This is a genomic window from Arenicella xantha, assembly GCF_003315245.1.
In the GTDB taxonomy this organism is placed as follows: Bacteria; Pseudomonadota; Gammaproteobacteria; order Arenicellales; family Arenicellaceae; genus Arenicella; species Arenicella xantha.
Genome location: NZ_QNRT01000003.1, coordinates 294,584 through 309,845 on the forward strand (window position 1 = coordinate 294,584; position 15,262 = coordinate 309,845).

Genomic DNA, 15,262 nt, shown 5'->3' on the forward strand with positions numbered 1-15,262 from the left:
AATAATGACGTCCCCTCGCCGAAATTTAACTACCAAGCTGATTGAGCAATATCAGCGCGCCGCTGTCGTGGGCCTCGGTATTAGTGGCTTGAGTGTCGTACGCTACTTGCGTTCGCACTCGATAGAGGTGATTGCGCTGGATTCCAGAAGTGTGCCGCCAGCTGCACAAGCATTGCAGGCTGTCTGTCCTGAAGTCAAAACAGTGTTTGGCGCGTTTGATGCAGAGCATCTTGATGGTGCGGAGCTGATTGTGGTGAGTCCGGGCGTTTCTATTAAAGAACCGATGCTGGTGCAAGCGCGACGACGAGGCGCAAAGATTGTTGGTGACATAGAGCTCTTCTTGCAAGTCAACCAGAAGCCTCTTATAGCCATTACTGGATCCAACGGTAAGAGCACGGTAACCGCGCTAGTTGGTGAGATGGTTTGTGCTGGCGGAATGGTTCCGTTAGTGGCAGGAAATATTGGTAAGCCAGTTCTTGATGCATTAACAGATAATGAGCCCTATGACGTGGCAGTGTTAGAGCTTTCTAGTTTTCAGCTTGAAACAACCAATCAGGTTCCCGCGGATGCGGCTGCTATTCTTAATATCAGCCCGGATCATTTAGATCGATATGACTCAATGGGCGACTACGTACTAGCCAAGAGCCGAATTTTACGCGGTGCGCAAAGAGCGGTCTTGCCGCGTCATGATGATCAGTTTACGATGATTACGCAAACCGGTGACGTGTTGAGTTTCGAGCTTGATGAGCCTCATCAAGCTAATGAATTTGGGGTTAAGAAGCGCTCGTCGGGGCGTTGGCTCATGCATGGTAAAACGCCACTGATGAGGCTTAGTGATATTGGTTTGCTCGGGCTGCATAACGTGAAAAACGTAGTGAGTGCGTTTGCGCTGACAGATTTTCTTGGCCTGACATTAGAGTCGCAGGTTGCCGCGGTTAAAGCATTTACTGGCTTACCGCATCGGATGCAAACCGTTGCTTCAGATGGCGGAGTGATATGGGTTAATGATTCAAAAGCGACGAATGTTGGCGCGACGATTACCGCGCTACGTAACTTGGAGTCGCCAGTAGTTTGGATTGCTGGCGGGCAAGGCAAGGGGGCGGATTTTGCTGATTTAGCCGATGCCATCACCGATGATGTGCGTGTGCTAATTTTATTGGGCGAGGATGCTGACAAGATCGATCAAGCGTTACGTTCTAAAGTGAAAATTGAACGCGTTAAGGATATGGAAGCTGCGGTTGTGAAAGCCGCTGAATACGCTCGGCCTGATGACGTTGTTTTGTTATCACCAGCTTGCGCTAGCTTTGATATGTTTACTGGTTTTGAGCATCGGGGAGCGGTTTTCATCGCTTGTGTAGAGCGACTGCTCCAGCGAGGTGCCGCGTGAGTAATACCGCACTACAAGCCACGCGTTTTGCCCCGCAAGATAATTCAGCCGGTGTCGATTCAGTGTTGCTAGGTAGTTTTATCTCGCTATTAATGCTTGGATTGATCATGGTTTTTTCTTCCACCATAGCCATGGGCGACCAGGATCTAAGCACTAATACCGCGCATTTTTGGCGTCAACTTGTGCATGTGGTGATTGGCGTAAGTTTAACCGTCGCCGTGGCCTGTGTGCCCGTGTGGTTATGGAAGAAGCTTAGCTTGCCATTATTGGCGGTGGCCATTGTGTTATTGCTGGTGCTCATCTTTGTCGGTATCGAAGTGAATGGGTCTACCCGCTGGTTTTCTGTTGCTGGATTTCGCTTTCAGCCGGCTGAATTCGCCAAAATTGCGATCGTGCTGTACACCGCAAGCTATTTGACACGTAGGCAAGCTGAGATTAAAAAATTCTCTAAAGGCATTGTCAATATTGCCATCGTCGTCGCCGTTATAGGCTGCTTGCTGTTGATGCAGCCGGACTTTGGTAGCTTTGTGGTGATGACCGCCACGGTCGGGCTGATGATGTTTCTTGGAGGCATTCGTGTTTCGCATACGTTGCTGTGTTTAGCCGTGGTTGGTATAGCGATGTTTTTTATGATTAGCCTGTCGCCATATCGAATGGAACGCTTCATCGCGTATCTGGATCCGTGGGCTGATCCTTATGGAGCTGGTTTCCAATTGACGCAAGCGTTAATAGCGGTCGGTCGTGGTGAGATTTTTGGTGTCGGGCTCGGAGCGAGCATTCAAAAGCTCTACTATTTGCCACATGCGAATAACGATTTTATTCTGGCGGTGATAGCCGAAGAGCTGGGATTAGTCGGGATTATTTTAGTGGTCGGCTTGTACGGTGTACTGTTGCAACGGGCTTTAATGATTTCGCGGGTTGCCGAATTAGTGGGCCGAGTCTACGCCGCGCGACTGGCGCAAGGTGTCGGCTTTTTGTTGGTCTTTCAAGCAGTAATTAATATTGGTGTGAACTTAGGCGTGTTACCGACTAAGGGGCTGACCTTGCCGTTTATTAGTTACGGTGGCAGCAGCATGTTGGTGTGTTGCATTGCTATGGGGCTTCTCTTTGGTGTCGATCGACAGAATCGTACCGGCGAGTTGAAAAAGGGCGGTGTCCAATGATGCGCGCTCCGAGATTATTGGTTATGGCTGGCGGTACGGGTGGACATGTTTATCCAGCGCTGGCGGTTGCGAATACGTTGCGTGAAACGGGCGTAGATGTGACTTGGCTAGGTACCCGTCTAGGTCTAGAGGCGAAAGTAATACCGGAAAATGCGATCCCGATTGAATGGATTAGCGTTGAGGGCCTGCGTGGTCGCCGTACGCTGAGTCTGGTGTTGGCACCGTTTAAACTGTTGCGTGCTATGTGGCAAAGTATGCGTGTAATTCGCCGAGTAGAGCCTGATTGTATTTTGGGAATGGGCGGATTTGTGTCAGGTCCCGGCGGTATTGTCGCGCGACTTATGCGAAAGCCATTAGTGGTTCATGAGCAAAACGCGGTGGCTGGATTGACCAATAAGTATTTGGCTAAGGTAGCGTCGCGCGTCATAACCGGTTTTCCGAATGTGGCTGGCTTGCCTGCTGGCGCGTTGTGGGTCGGTAATCCAGTTCGTAAAGAGATAGAGCGCGCGACTATCGAAACGCGTAGTGACGCTGAGCCGTTGCGCGTATTGATTATTGGCGGTAGCCAAGGGGCGCATACCTTTAATACCAAACTACCGGAGGTTTTCACTAAGCTCGATGGTGCGGTGGTGGAGATCTGGCACCAGACAGGTCGCGATCAAGGTGACGCCGTTGAAAAGCGCTATCGTGAGTTCGGCGTGCATGTAAAAGTAACGGAGTTTATCGATGATATGGCTGCCGCGTATCAATGGAGTGATCTGTTGATATGCCGAGCTGGTGCGATGACGATTGCCGAGTGCTGTGCCGCAGGGAGGCCCGCGCTATTGATTCCCTATCCATTTTCAGCTGGCGACCACCAGCGTAAAAATGCCGAAGCTATGGTAGCTGTCGGTGGTGCAAAGGTGCTGGATAATCAGCAGGTTGAGCAAGCCATTATGGTGTCTGAGTTAAATTCAATGTTAGCCGATAAAGCGCAGTTGCATGCGATGGGCGAGCGTGCGCGCAAATTACACAAGCCCAATGCCTTGAACGATGTGGCCGATGTCTGTCGGGAGTATCTAAATGCGTGATCGGGTAAAAAACATTCATTTTGTTGGTGTTGGTGGCAGCGGCATGTCGGGTATTGCCGAGGTGCTGGTTAACTCTGGGTATCACGTAAGTGGTTCCGATATCGTCGATGGTCCGGTCGCTCAGCGCTTGCGCAGTGCGGGAATCGAGGTAGTAATTGGGCATCACGTTGACAACATTAAGCAGCGCGACGTGGTGGTGGTGTCATCCGCAATTGATCCGACTAATCCTGAGGTAAGTGGTGCCATTAAAGCAGGTATACCGGTGATCCCTCGCGCCGAGATGCTGGGCGAGTTGATGCGATTTCAACAAGGAATCGCGGTGGCCGGAACGCATGGTAAGACCACCACGACCAGCTTGGTTTCGGCAATTTTGGTTGCCGGCGGTTTAGATCCTACCTTTGTTGTCGGTGGTTTGATTAATAGTGCTGGCGTGAATGCCAAACTAGGGCAAGGCGACTATTTGGTGGCCGAAGCAGATGAAAGTGATGCGTCCTTTTTGAACTTGAAACCGCAGATGGCCATCGTTACCAATATTGATGAAGATCATATGGTGACCTATCAAGGTGAATTGGAGACACTGAAGAAAACGTTCGTGACGTTTTTGCAGAATTTGCCATTTTATGGCCTTGCCGTGTTATGTGAGGATGACGCAAATGTGCGATCTATCCGCGCGCAAATTCACAAGCCAATGGTGTCTTATGGGTTTGATGAAAATAGCGATTATCGAGCCTACGATGTGACTCAAGATGGCACGTTTATGCAATTCAAGGTTGCACGCCCGAATAATCCGCATGATCTCGCCATTAAGCTTTCAATTCCAGGCAACCACAACGTTCTCAACGCAACAGCGGCCATTGTTATTGCCAGCCATCTAGGCGTGAGTGATGAGGCAATTCAAGCTGGGTTAGAGGGCTTCCAAGGTGTTGGGAGACGGTTTCAAATTTTTGGTGACGTTGATGTTCAAGGTAAAGCGATTACTTTGGTGGACGACTATGCTCATCATCCGGTTGAACTTGCCGCAACGTTATCCGCTGCACGCGGCTGTTGGCCCGATCGACGCATAATTGCGGTGTTTCAGCCGCACCGATATAGCCGTACTAACGACTTGTTCGATGACTTTGTGACGGTGTTAGCTGAGCAGCCAGATCTATTGATTTGTGAGGTTTACCCTGCTGGTGAACAGCCTATCAGTGGGGCAACCGGCCAGGCTTTGTGCCAAGCGATACGGATTCGAGGCGCGAGCCATCCGATTTTTGTCGCGAACATTGATGACCTGCAACATGTTCTAGCGCCGATCGTGAAACACAATGATGTGGTGTTGACGATGGGCGCTGGCACTATTGGTAAGGCCTCTCGACAGCTATTTGATGCCTTGCAGGAAGAGGTAAGCTCATGATCAATAATGCACAAAAATTCGGTAAAGTCGCCGTTCTATTGGGCGGTGTGTCGGCTGAGCGAGAAGTGTCATTAATGAGTGGTGCGGCGGTGCTCGAGGGTCTGTTGCGTCAAGGTGTGGATGCTCACGCGGTTGATGTTGGGCCGCACAATATTGATAGCTTAACGGCTCAAGGCTTTGATCGTGCATTTATCGCACTGCACGGCCGTTGGGGCGAAGACGGCGTTGTGCAAGGAGCGCTGGAATCAATTGCTATGCCGTATACCGGTAGTGGTGTGTTGGGTTGCGCGCTAGCGATGGACAAAGTCCGTAGTAAGCAAATTTGGCAGACCTTGGGTCTGCCGACGGCGGCCTACCGAGTGTTGCGTGACGAATCAGATCTAGACGGCCTAATTGATGAGCTCGGCTTGCCATTGTTTCTCAAGCCGGCTCGCGAAGGGTCTAGCGTCGGGATCGGAAAAGTAATTACCGCCGATCAGCTGTTAGCCGCCTACCAAGCTGCAGCGAAGGTTGGAGATGATGTGCTCGCCGAGCAGTTTATACCTGGTGCTGAATTAACTGTTGCGATTCTTAATCAGCAGGCGTTGCCAATTGTCCAGATGACGACTGATCACGAGTTCTATGATTACGATGCAAAGTACCTTGCTGACGATACTCAATACGTGTGCCCAGCCGAAATTGACGTCGAATTGTCGAATTCAATTAGCCAATTGGCTTTGCGAGCATTTGCGGCTCTGGATTGCCGAGTTTGGGGGCGAGTCGACATCATGTTGGACGCTAATCAGCAGCCGATTTTACTCGAAGCCAATACTGTGCCAGGCATGACTAGTCACAGCTTAGTACCGATGGCCGCCGCCGCGCGTGGTATTTCGTTCGATCAATTGGTACTTACTATACTGCAAACGACTTTAGATGACGGAGGGCGCCATGAATAAACAGCGAGCCTTTGCATCGCAAGAGAAAGAATTTCAGGCTCAGCGTTTCACGCGCGTCATGCGAGCTTTGTTATTGACAATAGCAACACTATTGACCTTTGTGACTGTGGGCTTATTGGCTGCAGATCAACTGTATAGGCCTGACACCTTTGTGATAAGCCAACTCAAGATAAAAGGTACGTTTCGCCATCTCGAGCCAGAACAAGTGCGCGAAACTTTGACTGAAGGTGAGTTGGGTAATTTCTTTTCAGTTGATTTGCCGGCGATTAAACAAAAAGTTGAGAGCATCCCTTGGGTGCAGCGTGTTGACGTTCGTAGAGAGTGGCCAAACACACTCGAGTTATTTGTTGTGGAGCACCGCCCTGTGATGCGCTGGGGGCGCGATAAGTGGGTAAGTTCTGCTGGTGAGGTAATTGCATTGCCGGCGTCGATTGAGTTGGACAAGGCGATTGAATTGAACGGTCAAGAGGCTGACGCAAAACGCTTGTTACAAGCAGCGTTTAATTGGCGAAAACGACTAGCAAAAAGCGATTTGGTGCTGTCTTCAGTAAGCCTGAGTGCTAGCCAAGCCTGGAGCTTAGGTATCTATTTTCCTGAACGTGACAATACGTTTGAGTTGCGACTTGGGCGTCGTGATATCGAGCTTCGTTTGGCACGTTTTGAAAGTCTTTTTGCACAGCAATTTAGACACGCAGACTCTCTTTTGGAACGCGTCGACGCACGTTATCCAAACGGTTTGGCGGTGCTTGCTAAGAATACGCCGCAAGTTTCCGTTTCGAGCGTCGCTGCGGTCACTCACTGAATGCCAAAGGTAGAACAGTAATGAGCAAGAAAAACGAAAGCAAATTGATTGTCGGTTTGGATATAGGCACCTCCAAAGTGTTGGCAATTGTTGGTGAAGTTAATGCAGCCGGAGATGTCGAGATAATTGGCTACGGGCACCATCCTGCCACCGGTATGCGAAAAGGTGTGGTGGCCAATATCGAAGAAACCGTAACGGCGATTCAGCGTGCAGTTGAAGAGGCCGAGTTGATGGCTGGCTGCCAAATATATTCTGTGTATGCAGGAATCGCTGGAGCACATATTAATAGCTTTAATTCGCACGGCGTCGTAGCGGTGCGTGATAGTGAGGTCGATGCTAATGATGTTGAGCGGGTAATCGAATCAGCAAAAGCGGTCGCTATTCCCAATGATCAATCGATTCTGCATGTACTGCCGCAAGAATTCATTATTGATGGTCAAGAAGGGATACGGCACCCGATTGGCATGAACGGTATTCGACTCGAAGCCAATTTACATATGGTGACGGCATCTGTTAGCTCTGAGAAAAATATTGAAAAGTGTATCCGCCGCTGCGGTCTTGAAGTGGATGACATCATTCTTGAGCAATTAGCGTCGTGTGAATCGGTGCTTACCAACGACGAGAAAGAGTTAGGTGTTTGCCTAGTCGATATTGGCGGTGGTACCACCGATATTGCGGTCTATGCTGAAGGCGCGGTGCGACATACGGCGGTAATCCCGGTGGCTGGTGATCAGATCACTAATGACATCGCGATTGCTTTAAGAACGCCGACCGCCTCAGCTGAAGACCTTAAGCGGCGTTATGCCTGCGCATTACGTCAGCTTGCACCGTCGGATGAAAGCATTGAAGTGCAAACCGTTGGTGATCGGCCTGCTCGAAAATTGTCTAAGCAAACTCTTGCTGAGGTGGTTGAACCGCGCGTCGAAGAGCTATTTGAGTTGATCAAAGTCGACCTGCGTCGCAATGGCTTTGAGCACATGATCCGATCTGGTGTGGTATTGACCGGAGGAAGTTCGAAGATGGAAGGCATGATCGAGTTGGCGGAAGAAATTTTTCACTTGCCGGTCCGTTTGGGCACGCCGAAATACTTAGGTGGCTTAAGTGAGGTGGTTAAGAATCCAATTTATTCGACTGGAGTGGGGCTAGTTTTATTTGGTCATCGCAACCAGTCTGAGCCGAAAAAAACGGCCAAATCTGAATCTAAAGTCAGTGTTTTGACAGAACGTGTCAAGCATTGGTTTCAAGGTAATTTTTAAGTGAAGTAGTTGGAAAAAAATGCGGTAGTGATCAGCCGTCAACCATGTTGCTGATCTTACTAACTTGATTTCTATATTTTAATAACGGGAGTAACACATGTTTGAATTATTAGACACCGTAGACCAGCAGGCGATTATTAAAGTCGTCGGCGTTGGTGGTGGTGGCGGAAACGCCGTAAATTATATGCAGCAAGCCAACATTGAAGGCGTTGAGTTTATTAACGCCAATACCGATGTACAGGCATTGCAGGGCTCAGAGTGCGGAACCATTTTGCAGTTGGGCGCGAACCTAACTAAAGGTTTGGGTGCTGGTGCGGATCCTGATGTCGGTCGTCAAGCGGCGATCGAAGATCGTGATCGCATTGCCGAATCATTGGCAGGAGCTGATATGGTGTTTATCACCGCCGGTATGGGTGGCGGCACGGGTACCGGAGCCGCACCTGTGATTGCTGAAATAGCTCGAGATATCGGTGCGCTGACGGTTGCCGTCGTGACGCGACCATTTGGGTTTGAAGGTCAGCGGCGATCTAAGTTAGCGGATCAAGGTCTTAAGTTGCTTAAGGATTCTGTTGACTCGTTGATCACTATTCCGAATGAGAAACTGTTAGAAGTGATGGGCAAAGAAGCCTCTTTGCAAGATGCCTTTGCGATGGCCAATGATGTCTTGCGTAACGCAGTACAAGGTATCTCTGAACTGATCACTAGCCCTGGTTTAATTAACGTCGACTTTGCTGACGTCAAAACTGTGATGTCCGAGATGGGGCAGGCGATGATGGGGTCGGCTTCGGCAAGTGGTGCGACTCGTGCTTCTGAAGCCGCTCGTAATGCGTTGTCTAGCCCACTGTTAGAAGATACGAATATCCGTGGTGCGAAAGGCATTTTGGTTAACGTAACCGCTGGGCCGAACTTGTCGATTGGTGAGTTTGGGGAAGTTGGTGCAATGATTCGCGATATGGCGTCGGATGATGCAACTGTGGTGATTGGTACCTCTATTGACCCAGAAATGAAGGACGAATTGCGTGTAACCATGGTGGCAACCGGTATTCTAGACGGGTCTGCGCAAGTTTCTAATCGTAAAATGGAAGTCGTTGAGCCTATTGCCAGAGCTGTTGGAAGTAGTTATGAGCAAGTGCACGAGCATGATTCTCAAGCAGAACCGCAATTGGTAACGCGACGTCGAGGCCTTGGTTCAAGTGAGTTGCCGCTGTTTGATACTGAAGGTGAGTCAGGCCTCGATGTGCCGACTTTTCTACGACGTCAAGCTGACTAATTTTGGTTCATTTGTAGCCAAAGCTGAGAGCGATGTTAGTTGAGTACGATGCTGGTGGCCTAAGGGGCGCATTAGTTGAGCAACTGAGCGTAAGATTGGGCGCATTAATACTGTGTCGCAAACCTACACAATTTCTCCCGTTTCGTGTAGGATTTGCGGCTTGGTTGATTTATGCTGGACTTTAGGCTCTTAAATGCGTTTAAATCCAAATTATTTGCATATTTATGACCACCATAATGACTCAAAAATTTGCGCATCAGTCTTTGTTGATTTGAATAATTGCCGCTAGAGACATGCAGTTTTGTTGAAACTCGATAGTTTTGATTCTCTTGTTCTCGGTGGCTCGTTTGAATATTAACTTGGGTAGCTAATTAAATGACGGACGCAGGTAAATGAAAAACGACATAAAGCATGATCAATCAACGTACTCTTAAAAACGTTATCCGGGCAACTGGTGTGGGGTTGCACACTGGTGAAAAGGTATATTTAACCTTACGGCCTGCAGCAGTAGACACCGGAATTGTTTTCCGACGCGTGGATTTAGATCCCGTGGTTGAACTGCACGCTAAGCCGAATAAAGTTGGCGATACGCGTCTCTCAACGGCACTAACGGAGGGCGGTGCAACGGTTTCTACTGTTGAGCACCTGATGTCTGCGTTGGCCGGTTTAGGTATCGATAATGTGTACGTCGAGCTCACCTCTCCCGAAGTGCCGATTATGGATGGCAGTGCGGCTCCCTTTGTATTCCTGATCCAGTCCGCTGGTGTTGTCGAACAAAGTGCTGCTAAGAAGTTCATCCGTGTTAAGAAGCCAATAATGGTTGAAGACGGAGACAAGTGGGCTAAATTTGAGCCGTTCGAAGGCTTCAAAGTGTCTTTTTCCATCAATTTTGATCATCCAATCTTCGCCAAGTCCCCGCAGCAAGCCACCGTCGATTTTTCCACGACATCATTCGTTAAAGAAGTAAGCCGAGCGCGAACTTTTGGGTTTATGCATGAAGTTGAGGCGTTGCGAGAAGCTGGCTTGGCGCTGGGCGGTAGTCATGACAATGCAATTGTCATGGACTCCTATACCATCTTAAACGACGACGGTCTTCGATACGAAGATGAATTCGTCAAACATAAAATTCTCGATGCAATTGGCGATCTCTATTTGTTAGGGCACCAATTGGTCGGTGAATTCAGCGCGTATAAATCAGGTCATGCGCTGAATAATAAATTAGTCTGTGCGTTAATGGCTCAACCAGATGCATGGGAATTGGTCACGTATGATGACCCGGCCGAGGCTCCAATTGCATTTATGCATTTGGCCAACGCTTGATAAATAGCTAAATAATAATAAAAAGAAGAGAATTGACGGTAATCTGGCGTCATTTGAACCGATTCAGGCATTGGTGTCTGATCACTCTATGGTTGGTACTTTGATTTGAAGCTATTGCTTCTTCAGTGTGTCGGCTAGTCGCGCTAGCGCTGCTGAGAGTGGTTCGTGTTTGATACGACGTTGGACTGACTCGATCGAATCGATAGAGGCCGTTTGCGGTTTTTCACGGTAAGTAAGTTTTTGGCTTAGGATCGGAATCTGGGAGTTTGTCTCATCTGTTGCGAGAGAGCTGTCCAGTTGTGGTTTTGGCGCCATACGTACTCGGATTTGACGAAGTTGATTGAATCCGGCGCGATGCAGTGTTTCTAAGAGACTCACTCGTTGGTGTTTCAGTAAGGTAGCTGTGTTCAAGTTACCGCACATTAACACCAAGATGTCGTGGTCTTGTATGGAAAGCTCGGTATCTTGTGCGGCTGAAAAATGGCGACTGCCCTTTTGTGAACGCTGTTGTTCACACCATTCAAACCAGACTGGTGTGAGTTTGAGGGTAAGCTGCTGTGATGCATTAAGTTGGCGGTGAAACGGCAGCTTTTGCACGATTGACGCAAGATTCAAAGAGCGGTGTTGAGTGCCGGTTCGGTTTGATTTGCTTGATGGTGGCTTTGGTTTAGTCATGACGTGAGTTTAGCGGCTTTACGGAGTTGATGTTGCGGGTTTTTCGGTGCGGCGGCAGGTTTGTCCACTCCTAGAAACAGCCATATACAGTTAAATATTATTGGGTTTATTTTGAAAGTAATTTTAATCAAAGATGACGCTGGACGAAATGGTGCGGTGTGTTGGTCGGGCCAAAGACTTCTGCTACTGGGCGCTCTGCTGATGGTGGCATTGCCGATCGGATTGGGGCTAGGTAGCTATTTGATCGTTTCCAAAATCGACCGCTCGTTGAATCCTTTTGTCGACCCCGAGTATCGCATTGCGGTCGAAAGTCGAGTTAATGAACAGCAGGAAGAAATGCTTAAAACGCGTGAATATGTTCGCCAACATATGGACGTTCTAGGTAGTCGAATTGGTAGTTTGCAGGCTCAAGTGTCTAGAATTAAAGCCGTTGAAATGCGGATATCTGAAGTCTCAGGTATCAATTTAAACGACTTTGAGTTCGAGCAAGATCCGCCAATTGGTGGTGCTCAAGCGGTTGAAACCGACTCAGAAGAAGTGGATATCGAGAATGCTATAGAGGAAATAGAAAAAGAGTTGGCCATTCGTGAATCGGAAATTGCGGCGGTTGACTTTTTGTTGTCTCGAAATACGCTCGAGTCGCAGCAAACCCCAGCTGGTTGGCCAGTTGAGGGGGGATGGATTTCATCGAACTTTGGTTCTCGCATGCATCCTATGACTGGCAAGAAGCAATTTCATCGAGGAGTGGATATTCCTGGTAAGTTAGGCGCTAAAATTGTCGCCGTTGCTGATGGTGTTGTTACTCGCTCAGAGAAAAATGGAAATTACGGATGGATGGTCGAAGTTGATCACGGCGACAGTTACACCACTTTATACGGCCACAACCGTAAGAATCTTGTTAAGACTGGTGAGACTGTGGTCAAAGGTCAAGAGATCGCCGAAATAGGCTCGACTGGCCGCTCGACAGGACCACACGTGCATTTTGAAGTGGCAAAAAGTAATCAAAATATAAATCCGGTTAAGTACTTGTATAAAAAGTCTTAAGATCAATCGTTGCTTGATTTGGCGGCTATGTCGCCAAACTACGGCGATTTTTAGACTCTTGTTTAGTAAGGTTTGCTCAAGCCTTCGGCACGTAACGTTTATAATTAGGTAAAACCCGCAAAATCATCAGATTTTGCGTCTTGGAATTTTGCTTTAAAACCTTATACTTGTTAACTACCAAGCGCACTAGCGCGTTCACCACGAATTTTGTGTCAAGCTCAGTACCTATCACAAACTTAAAAACAATCACCTAGGTTCCCTCCTGTGTTAAAGAAAATATTCGGCAGCCGCAACGATCGGCTGGTTCGACAAATGTCGAAACGCGTTAAGAAAATCAATGATTTAGAGCCAGAGGTGCAAGCGCTAAGCGACGAGCAATTAAAGTCAAAAACTCAAGAGTTCCGTGATCGCTTAAGTGCTGGCGAGACCTTGGATGACTTGCTGAATGAAGCGTTTGCGGTGGTTCGTGAGGCGTCGGTCCGTGCGCTGGGTATGCGTCACTATGATGTTCAGATGATCGGCGGTATGGTGCTGCACGAAGGCCGTATTTCTGAGATGCGCACTGGTGAGGGTAAGACTTTAATGGCTACCTTGGCTGCGTATTTGAACGCGCTTAGTGGCAGTGTGCATGTGGTTACTGTTAACGATTACCTTGCTGCTCGAGACGCTGAGTGGATGGCTAAGGTTTATAATTACATGGGGCTTACAGTCGGTGTAATTCGTTCAGGCCAGGCAACCGCCGAAAAACGCGAAGCGTATGCAAATGACATTGTGTACGGAACCAATAATGAATTTGGCTTCGATTATTTGCGCGACAATATGGCGTTTTCTGCCGATCAAAAAACACAAGGGGATCTTAGCTTTGCGATTGTCGATGAAGTCGACTCGATTCTCATCGATGAAGCTAGAACACCGCTGATTATCTCTGGCCCAGCTGATACGGCCGCTGAGGTTTACAGTAAGATCGATGTAATTGTGCCTCAGTTGGTTCGCCAAGAGGAAGAAGATGGCGCTGGCGACTACACCGTTGATGAGAAGTCTAAGCAGGCTTACTTAACCGAAGCAGGTCATGAAAAAGCTGAGCAGCTGATGGTTCGTATCGGTTTGCTAGACGAAGATTCGAGTCTTTATGACATTGGCAGTATTTCGTTATTGCACCACCTTTATGCCGCAATTCGCGCGCACACCTTGTTCAACCGCGATGTTGACTACGTTTTAGAAGACAATCAAATCGTAATTGTTGACGAATTTACCGGTCGTAAAATGCCGGGTCGTCGTTGGTCTGATGGCCTACATCAGGCGATTGAGGCAAAAGAAAAAGTGGCTATTCAGCGCGAGAATCAAACTCTCGCGTCGATCACCTTTCAGAACTACTTCCGCTTATACAATAAATTATCGGGTATGACTGGTACCGCTGATACTGAAGCGGTCGAATTTATGGAGATTTATGGCCTTGAAGTCGTGGTCATTCCAACTCATAAGGAAATGGTGCGTTTGGATCAACCTGACGTCATTTTTCGCACGATGCAAGAAAAATTTAATTCGATTGTGGAAGATGTCCGTGAGCGAAATGCCGCAGAACAACCGGTTTTGCTCGGCACGGCATCGATCGAAGTGTCTGAATTACTGTCTCGTGAATTTACTAAACACAAGATAAAGCATGAAGTGCTCAACGCTAAGCAGCATGAGCGTGAAGCGACAATTATCGCCACCGCAGGACGACCTGGCGCGGTTACCATTGCTACTAATATGGCGGGTCGCGGCACGGATATTGTGTTGGGCGGCAATCTTGAACTGCGTCTCGAGGGAATTACCGATCCAGCGCAGATAGAGCAGATTAAGCAAGATTGGCAGAAGGATCATCAGAAAGTGCTGGATAAAGGTGGTCTATATGTCATCGGTACCGAGCGACACGAATCACGACGCATCGATAACCAGTTGCGAGGCCGCTCGGGTCGACAAGGAGATGCGGGCGAAACTCGCTTCTACTTGTCAATGGATGATTCTCTGATGCGGATTTTTGGTTCGGAACGAATCTCAAATATGATGCAGCGTGTTGGCATGGAAGAAGGCGAGGCGATTGAAAGCCGTTTGGTGTCACGGGTTATCGAAAATGCTCAGCGGAAGGTCGAAGGTCACAACTTTGATATTCGTAAGCAATTACTCGAATACGATGATGTATCAAACGAGCAACGTAAACTGGTTTACTCTGAACGTAATGAGTTGATGGAAACCGAAGACGTATCGGACAATATTCAAGCTATGCGTGAGGAAGTGGTAGACCTTGTGGTGGATCGAAGTATTCCTCCACAAAGCCTGCCAGAACAGTGGGACATCGATCAATTAGAGGATGACCTGCGACTGGAATTTGGCGTAACTTTGCCAGTTTCAACTTGGTTGGAAGAAGATAAGCGTTTGTATGAAGAGACGTTGCGCGATCGCATTTTAGAGAACGTTGAAAAGGCATACCAAGAAAAAGAAACCCAGTATGGGCCTGAAATCATCCGTCATCTAGAGAAGGTGATCATGCTTCAGACGCTCGATACGCAGTGGAAAGAGCATCTTGCTGAGATGGATTACTTGCGCCAGGGTATCGGTTTACGTGGTTATGCCCAGAAGAACCCAAAGCAGGAATATAAGCGAGAAGCTTTCGAAATGTTCACGGCGATGTTGGACCGCGTGAAGATGGAGGTCGTGACTATTTTAGCCAAAGTGCAATTGCGCGAAGAGTCTGAGGTCGGTGAACTCGAACGGCGTCAGCAAGAGGCGTCACAGCGCGATCTCGAAATGCGCCATGCAGATGCGTCTGCGCCAGAGGCTGAAGCTGATCCAGCAGCCGAGTCCGCGCCGTTTATCCGCCAACAACCAAAAGTTGGTCGAAATGAGCCATGTCCCTGTGGGTCTGGCAAAAAATACAAACAATGTCATGGCAAGCTTAGTTAGT

At 48.5% G+C, this 15,262-nt stretch carries 12 protein-coding genes; 11 read left to right on the top strand and 1 reads right to left on the bottom strand.

All coding sequences use genetic code 11. From position 1 onward, the window contains the following. Nucleotides 1-4 precede the first annotated feature (4 nt). The 9 genes from murD to lpxC all read left to right on the top strand — a co-directional run bounded on the left by murD (nt 5) and on the right by lpxC (nt 10,599). The gene (gene murD, locus DFR28_RS13335) at nt 5-1,387 is read left to right on the top strand and encodes a UDP-N-acetylmuramoyl-L-alanine--D-glutamate ligase (RefSeq protein WP_113954853.1); all 1,383 of its coding nucleotides are present in this window, start codon (nt 5-7) and stop codon (nt 1,385-1,387) included. Beyond that, nucleotides 1,384-2,550: a putative lipid II flippase FtsW gene (ftsW, locus tag DFR28_RS13340; protein ID WP_113954854.1), complete on the top strand. Its 1,167-nt coding sequence runs from the start codon at nt 1,384-1,386 to the stop codon at nt 2,548-2,550. Before murD ends, ftsW begins: the two co-directional genes overlap by 4 nt. Next, the gene (murG, locus tag DFR28_RS13345; RefSeq protein ID WP_170132095.1) at nt 2,550-3,620 is read left to right on the top strand and encodes an undecaprenyldiphospho-muramoylpentapeptide beta-N-acetylglucosaminyltransferase; all 1,071 of its coding nucleotides are present in this window, start codon (nt 2,550-2,552) and stop codon (nt 3,618-3,620) included. The genes ftsW and murG overlap by 1 nt, the downstream gene beginning before the upstream one ends. After that, nucleotides 3,613-5,016: a UDP-N-acetylmuramate--L-alanine ligase gene (gene murC / locus DFR28_RS13350; protein WP_113954856.1), complete on the top strand. Its 1,404-nt coding sequence runs from the start codon at nt 3,613-3,615 to the stop codon at nt 5,014-5,016. The genes murG and murC overlap by 8 nt, the downstream gene beginning before the upstream one ends. After that, the gene (locus DFR28_RS13355; protein WP_170132096.1) at nt 5,013-5,951 is read left to right on the top strand and encodes a D-alanine--D-alanine ligase; all 939 of its coding nucleotides are present in this window, start codon (nt 5,013-5,015) and stop codon (nt 5,949-5,951) included. The genes murC and DFR28_RS13355 overlap by 4 nt, the downstream gene beginning before the upstream one ends. Then, nucleotides 5,944-6,753 (top strand): cell division protein FtsQ/DivIB, encoded by an 810-nt coding sequence (locus DFR28_RS13360; protein ID WP_170132097.1) that lies wholly within the window; start codon nt 5,944-5,946, stop codon nt 6,751-6,753. The genes DFR28_RS13355 and DFR28_RS13360 overlap by 8 nt, the downstream gene beginning before the upstream one ends. Nucleotides 6,754-6,773: 20 nt before the next feature. Beyond that, complete coding sequence (gene ftsA, locus DFR28_RS13365) at nt 6,774-8,009, top strand: cell division protein FtsA (protein WP_113954858.1); 1,236 nt, start codon at nt 6,774-6,776, stop codon at nt 8,007-8,009. 97 nt (nt 8,010-8,106) lie between these two features. Then, nucleotides 8,107-9,279 (top strand): cell division protein FtsZ, encoded by a 1,173-nt coding sequence (gene ftsZ, locus DFR28_RS13370; protein WP_113954859.1) that lies wholly within the window; start codon nt 8,107-8,109, stop codon nt 9,277-9,279. A 411-nt stretch (nt 9,280-9,690) separates the two neighbouring features. Beyond that, the gene (gene lpxC, locus DFR28_RS13375) at nt 9,691-10,599 is read left to right on the top strand and encodes a UDP-3-O-acyl-N-acetylglucosamine deacetylase (RefSeq protein ID WP_113954860.1); all 909 of its coding nucleotides are present in this window, start codon (nt 9,691-9,693) and stop codon (nt 10,597-10,599) included. A gap of 111 nt (nt 10,600-10,710) precedes the next feature. Here the strand turns inward: lpxC and DFR28_RS13380 are convergent, their stop codons facing one another. Further along, nucleotides 10,711-11,274 (bottom strand): hypothetical protein, encoded by a 564-nt coding sequence (locus tag DFR28_RS13380; protein ID WP_113954861.1) that lies wholly within the window; start codon nt 11,272-11,274, stop codon nt 10,711-10,713. Nucleotides 11,275-11,385: 111 nt separating this feature from the next. Here DFR28_RS13380 and DFR28_RS13385 point away from each other — a divergent pair, with 111 nt between their 5' ends. Next, nucleotides 11,386-12,318, top strand: coding sequence for a M23 family metallopeptidase (locus DFR28_RS13385; protein ID WP_113954862.1), 933 nt, complete (start codon nt 11,386-11,388; stop codon nt 12,316-12,318). A gap of 264 nt (nt 12,319-12,582) precedes the next feature. Further along, a complete protein-coding gene (gene secA, locus DFR28_RS13390) occupies nt 12,583-15,261 on the top strand; it encodes a preprotein translocase subunit SecA (RefSeq protein ID WP_113954863.1) in 2,679 nt (892 codons plus the stop codon). The last annotated feature ends 1 nt before the right edge of the window (nt 15,262 follow it).

What these genes read in the sequence shown, in the direction of transcription:
- murD (WP_113954853.1), top strand. Translation starts at nt 5, where the DNA reads ATGACGTCCCCTCGCCGAAATTTAACTACCAAGCTGATTGAGCAATAT.
- murG (WP_170132095.1), top strand. Translation starts at nt 2,550, where the DNA reads ATGCGCGCTCCGAGATTATTGGTTATGGCTGGCGGTACGGGTGGACAT.
- murC (WP_113954856.1), top strand. Translation starts at nt 3,613, where the DNA reads ATGCGTGATCGGGTAAAAAACATTCATTTTGTTGGTGTTGGTGGCAGC.
- DFR28_RS13355 (WP_170132096.1), top strand. Translation starts at nt 5,013, where the DNA reads ATGATCAATAATGCACAAAAATTCGGTAAAGTCGCCGTTCTATTGGGC.
- DFR28_RS13360 (WP_170132097.1), top strand. Translation starts at nt 5,944, where the DNA reads ATGAATAAACAGCGAGCCTTTGCATCGCAAGAGAAAGAATTTCAGGCT.
- ftsA (WP_113954858.1), top strand. Translation starts at nt 6,774, where the DNA reads ATGAGCAAGAAAAACGAAAGCAAATTGATTGTCGGTTTGGATATAGGC.
- ftsZ (WP_113954859.1), top strand. Translation starts at nt 8,107, where the DNA reads ATGTTTGAATTATTAGACACCGTAGACCAGCAGGCGATTATTAAAGTC.
- lpxC (WP_113954860.1), top strand. Translation starts at nt 9,691, where the DNA reads ATGATCAATCAACGTACTCTTAAAAACGTTATCCGGGCAACTGGTGTG.
- DFR28_RS13380 (WP_113954861.1), bottom strand. Translation starts at nt 11,274, where the DNA reads ATGACTAAACCAAAGCCACCATCAAGCAAATCAAACCGAACCGGCACT.